General features: G+C 33.2%; 6 protein-coding genes. All 6 read left to right on the forward strand.

Going from position 1 to position 5,857, the window contains the following annotated elements; genetic code table 11:
* Positions 1 to 576 precede the first annotated feature (576 nt).
* The 6 genes from ACU8DI_RS15065 (at position 577) to ACU8DI_RS15090 (ending at position 5,214) form a co-directional block, all read left to right on the forward strand.
* Entirely contained in the window at positions 577 to 1,026 is a 450-nt protein-coding gene (locus ACU8DI_RS15065) for an RDD family protein (RefSeq protein WP_447113629.1), read from the forward strand.
* Positions 1,027 to 1,426: 400 nt separating this feature from the next.
* On the forward strand, positions 1,427 to 2,266 hold the full coding sequence (locus ACU8DI_RS15070; protein WP_447113624.1) for a tetratricopeptide repeat protein: 840 nt from the start codon (positions 1,427 to 1,429) through the stop codon (positions 2,264 to 2,266).
* 167 nt (positions 2,267 to 2,433) lie between these two features.
* Positions 2,434 to 3,174: a DUF6090 family protein gene (locus ACU8DI_RS15075; protein ID WP_447113625.1), complete on the forward strand. Its 741-nt coding sequence runs from the start codon at positions 2,434 to 2,436 to the stop codon at positions 3,172 to 3,174.
* A gap of 92 nt (positions 3,175 to 3,266) precedes the next feature.
* Positions 3,267 to 3,860, forward strand: coding sequence for a hypothetical protein (locus tag ACU8DI_RS15080; protein WP_447113626.1), 594 nt, complete (start codon positions 3,267 to 3,269; stop codon positions 3,858 to 3,860).
* A gap of 212 nt (positions 3,861 to 4,072) precedes the next feature.
* Entirely contained in the window at positions 4,073 to 4,501 is a 429-nt protein-coding gene (locus tag ACU8DI_RS15085) for a lipocalin family protein (RefSeq protein WP_447113627.1), read from the forward strand.
* 230 nt (positions 4,502 to 4,731) lie between these two features.
* Entirely contained in the window at positions 4,732 to 5,214 is a 483-nt protein-coding gene (locus tag ACU8DI_RS15090; RefSeq protein WP_447113628.1) for a hypothetical protein, read from the forward strand.
* Positions 5,215 to 5,857 lie beyond the last annotated feature (643 nt).

Genomic DNA, 5,857 nt, shown 5'->3' on the forward strand with positions numbered 1-5,857 from the left:
GAATTTTTCTTACATTTATTAAAATATAAATCGGAAAATCAGTTCGCGCAGCGCACGTTTTCCCTCGGAAATCCAGCCGCAGGCGTGCGCTGCATTCCCGCAACAAACCATACACAATTACGTTAGCAACAATAGTGCAATACCGAAATTAAAGCTGGTCAGGAAACTTTCTGAATAGACCTCAGCACTTTGGATTCTTCTAAAACTATAACTCTGAAAATGATATTCATTTCTTAAACTAGGTTGCAACCTAAATGCGATTTGATTCGTTATGTGTTTGAAAAAGTAGCGGATTCTTGGGCTTGTCAGCTAAATGGGTTTCTGTGCATTCTGATTCGGTTGCAATGCGGAATATTCCGCAGCTTTGTGGTTTACCTATGACCTCTTCTGCCCTACAGTAGCTAACAACGTGTATAATCCATGCTCTACTCTAGCTTCAGTTTTAATTCTTATATTTAAACTTTAAAATCGTGATGACTGAAAATAACGATCATTTCCAATCGCACGATATCATACACAATTACGTTGTGAGCAAGCTAAAAAACCCATCGCCTGAAATCAATATTAGAAAATAGAATCAAAGCATTTGTAGTTGATTATATGATCATTGGAACAATCGGATTTCTGATTGTTGCTTCGACTGATAATCTATTTCTGGCAATGATGATTGTCTATCCAATCGCTATGAATAAGGACTTTCTAAATGGAAAAAGTATCGGAAAAAGACTTTTCGGAATTCAAGTTAAAAATCTTAAAAATGAAAAAGCGTCTGAATGGCAAAGCTCTTTACGGAATTTTTTACCAATTATCCCAATCGATTTGATGTTTACATTTGTAAGTCCATCACGCAGAATTGGAGACCGAATTGCGAAAACTAAAATCGGTATTGAAACAGAACAAAATTTAAAAACATTAGGTTCGGAATTAAAAAAATACCGAATTAATAAAGAACTGATATTCGGAGTAATTTTTGGAATTGCCAATATTTACGGACTTCTATGGTTATATGGAATTATATTAAAGTGAAAAAAAAGCCAGCTCACAACAACGTGTATAATTCATTGCTGTATGATGGCTGAGACGAGGAAAAATTCTCATATAATTCACTATCTTTAAAACTCGGAAAGAATTGCTGGCTCAGCCTTGCACTTCTTTTCCAGCGGAATTTTATTCATGTCATATCTATTTTATATTTTGGTATTCATGAATCCTGTGGATTTCGCCGTAAACGGCTCATCCAAGCGCAAAGCGCTTCGGCTGAAATTCCGCAACAAATCATACACAATTACGTTGTAAACAATGCTAAAGAAACTACTATTAATCATATTATCACTTTCAATTTTTAATTCTTACTGNGTAAACAATGCTAAAGAAACTACTATTAATCATATTATCACTTTCAATTTTTAATTCTTACTGTCAAGAAATGGAGAATACATATTTTACTTGGAACGACTTCGTTAATAATTTTGGAAAAGAAATGGTTTCAGCCGAAGACGTTTATGGGAATATGAAAAAGAACGGTTTGACCGACTTCGCATATGCTAAATTTGATTTTCACTTCTTATCAGATACAAAAGAAAAGCTGGAAAAGTTAAACGAATATCTGAAATCAAATTACGGTTACTCATTTGAGGAATATACAACTTGGGAAGGAAGTTTTGAATTAAGAGGTAAAACCGATTTATTTCCTATAACTAAAGAGAATTTATTGTATTGGGCTTTAGATATGGCAAAAAGAGGATATGAATTTGATTGTAAACTTGACGCTTACGGAGCCTTAATTGACAAAGAACCTGAATTACCAGATTTTGACAAGTCAAAAGAGGATTACTACTTCAATAAAGCAATTGACTTATATAATTCTAATGACTTGAGTGGTGCAATAGCCAATTGGACTATTGTATTGGAAATTAATCCAAAGGACCCGAATTCTTATTATTCAAGAGCAATAGTAAAAAATGAATTTTATACTTGGAAATCATCAATAGGTGACTATGATAAAGCAATCGAAATTGCACCTGATTTTATTGATGCAATAGTAAATCGCGGAACAGTAAAAGACGAAAATGGCGATTATGAAGGTGCTCTTGCCGATTATCAAAAGGCATTGGAATTAAAACCAAATGATGCTATGACTTATTTCAACATTGGTAATACGAAATATAATCAAGATAAAAAATCAGAGGCTTGTGTGAATTGGAAAAAAGCAAAGGAATTAGGTGTTGAATATGCACAAGAACGAATTGAACAGCATTGTGAATAGAATAAAAGCACAGTTTACAACAACGTGTATAGCTCATTGCGGCTGAATTCCTAATCGGAATTCATTGCAATTTGCTATCTTTCGGTTACGGCGGAAAATCATAGCTGATTTTCCGCAACGAGCCATACACAAAACCGTTGTGCTTCATTTAATTCAAACACTAGTCAATGGCAAAAATCTTTAGAAAAATAAGACAGAATATGATTAAGGATAAAAAGGTCATTAATTATCTTCTTTATGCTATTGGAGAAATTATACTCGTCGTTATTGGAATTTTAATTGCGTTAAGTATCAATAATTCAAATGAATTAAGAAAAACACAAGAGACAGAGAAAGTCTATCTTAAAGAAATAAAGAGTGATCTAATTCAAGATACCTTATTGTTGTCTCAAGTCATTCAAGATCACAAATGGCGAATTGCTCAAATAATGTCTCAAGACTCTACTATTGACTTCATTTTTGAAGAAATTATTGGTGAGCTTCCTAAAGTAGCCGGAGTATCTGAATTAGAATATATTTTTTTTACAGATAGAAAATTTCGACCAAAAATTGGAACTTATAATTCAATGATATCTGAAGGAAAATCAAACATTATAAGCAATCGGGAGCTATTTAATACTATTCAAAATATCTATGAATTAGAAGCCCAAAATATCATCAATATCGGAGAGGATGTATTGGATCGTTCTAATGAATTACGAAATAAATATGCGTATGAAATAAAATATGGTGATTTTGGCTCACCAATTACAATTACTGACAAACAGATATTAGCCGATATTTATATTTCATCAAGACAACTTAATTATTATACAAGGCAATCAGTTTTATTAAAAAAGAGGATAACAGAATTAATCGAGCAAATAGATATTGAATACCAATCTTTAGAAAAGAATAACCAAAGCTAACTTATGACATATATATTTCTGTGCTTGTCATCCACTTTTAGTAATTGTAACAAATTTGAAACTTCCACGTCCTATTGTTCTAAACAATATAAATGAAAAATCAAATTCTACTATTACTTGCATTAGTATTATTTAGTGCCTGTAACAACTCAACTAAATCGAATACAACTAATCAGCCAACTCTAAATGATTATCAGCTTGGTGAGAAATGGGTCTGGAAATATAAAGGGGTGACTACTGAAGGAGAAGTACGCTCTGATGGAACAGATACACGAGAAATAGTAAGTTTTGACGGAGTCCTAGGTATGACTATTGGAAAAGATACTATTCCCGTTACAGAAATCGTTAAACCAGATGTAAGTGAAACACCGAAGTACGACTGGCCTCTTGAAGTAGGCAAAAAATGGAAATATGAAAACAGTTGGACAAGTCAAGATGGAACTACTGGGAACCAAAGTCAGAATGCCGAAGTACTATCATACCAAGAAGAAACTGTAGAAGCAGGAACCTTTATGGCTTACACAATTAAATACTCTGGAAAAACGACTAATTCCAGAGGATATAACGCAAATGAAACAGAAGTTTGGTTATATGCACCTGCTGTAAAAAACTTCATTAAACTTACTCAAAATCAAGGTGATTTTCATTACGTGGAGGAATTAATCGAATATTCAAAGCCACAATAAATAAACGAAAGCACAACAACGTGTATAATTAATTGCTCAGTTGGTTAAGACAAGGAATTTCTCCTACAAATTACTATCTTAGTCTTAACGGAAAAATTTGAGCCCAACAGCTTGCGTCTTTCCCGCGGAACATCAGCCGCAAACGCTAGCTGTAAATCCGCAACTAATCATACACAATTACGTTACAAACAATTTTAACCTAACTATACGAAATGAAAAAACTGAATTTACTGCTTGGACTTTTAATCGGATTAACGATTTTATCTTGTTCTTCTGATAATAATGATTCAAACTCAAATGAACCTACAATTATTGGAGAATGGGTTTTGGTCAATCAAATCTACGATGGACAAAATGAAAATTTATCGGATTGTGAATTACAAGAAACTCTGACTTTCAATTCAAATGGAACTTTGATTTCATATTATACTGATAATGACCCTTGCGAATTTTTTACAGACAATCAACAATATGAGTTAAATGGAAGTGAACTAAAAATTATTTTCGGTCAAAATTCGGATTTTAGATATAATGTTTTAGATCTGACAGCAACTGAATTGAGTATTGAAAACTTCTATAGAAATGGTGAAACTCTTGAAGAAAACAATAGAACAACATACGAATATGAAAAAGTGGAATAAAAACTGTTTGTAACACCGTGTATAATTCATTGCGGTAGGTTGGTTAAGACAAGGAAAAATTCTCACATAATTTACTATCTTTAAAACTCGGAAAGAATTGCTGGTTCAACCTCGCACTTTTTTTCCAGCGGAATTTTCGCCGTAAACGGCTCTTCCAAGCGCAAAGCGCTTCGGCTGAAATTCCGCAACAAATCATACACAATTACGTTAGCACCAATTTGAGAACGACAATGAGAAAAGCAATATTTTTATTTTTGATTTTAATAGTCTTTTCTTGCCAAAGTAAGAAATCTGAAAAAACGCTAAATGCGGAATTGAATACTGAAACGGAAATTATCAAACCTGAAAATTTAGTGCTTAACGATACAGTTGTCTATTTAAGCGGAGATAATGACTTGGCTCTTATAAAACTGACTTTAATTCCGAATGGAACTTTTGAATTTTATATGAGTATTTATCCTGAACCAATGCAAGACGCTGAACCTGAATCTGACATAATAAACTCGAACGGAATTTGGAGCGGAAATGAAAAAACCGTATTGCTGAACTTTGCGGAACGAAAAAAAAACACGCTGAATTTAAATGACCTTTTTGACTCAAACTATAAAGTAGGAAATGAATTTAAAGTTATTAATCAAAATACGGTTGAGATTGACTATTCTTTGGACAAATTAAATATTTGGGGAATTAGTTGCCATAAATCGAAAAAATAAAACTGGTGCTAACAACGTGTATAATCCATGCTTTACTCTAGCTTCAGTTTTAATTCTTATATTTAAATTTTAGAATCGTAACGACGGAAAATAACGATCGTTTCCAATCGCACGATATCATACACAATTACGTTAGCAACAATAGTGCATTACCGAAAATAAAGCTGGTCAGGAAACTTTCTGAATAGACCTCAGCACTTCGGATTCTTCTAAAACTATTACTCTGAAAATGATGCTCATTTCTTGAACCGGGTTGCAACCTAAATGCGATTTTATTCGTGTGTGTTTGGAAACGTAGCGGATTCTTGGGCTTTTCAGCCAAATTGTTTTCTGTGCATTCTGATTCGGTTGCAATGCGGAATATTCCGCAGCTTTGTGGTTTGCCTATGACCTCTTCTGCCCTACAGTAGCTAACAACGTGTATAATTCATGCTCTACTCTAGCTTCAGTTTTAATTCTTATATTTAAACTTTAGAATCGTAACGACGGAAAATAACGATCATTTCCAATCGCACGATATCATACACAATTACGTTGGCAGTAATATGAACAATAACAAATCTACCGAATGAAATCATTCAGCAAGGCCTTTCTAATTCTGATGCTATTGTACAGTTGTAAAAACAACGACAATAATTATTTA

It is taken from the genome of Psychroserpens sp. BH13MA-6 (assembly GCF_052983595.1).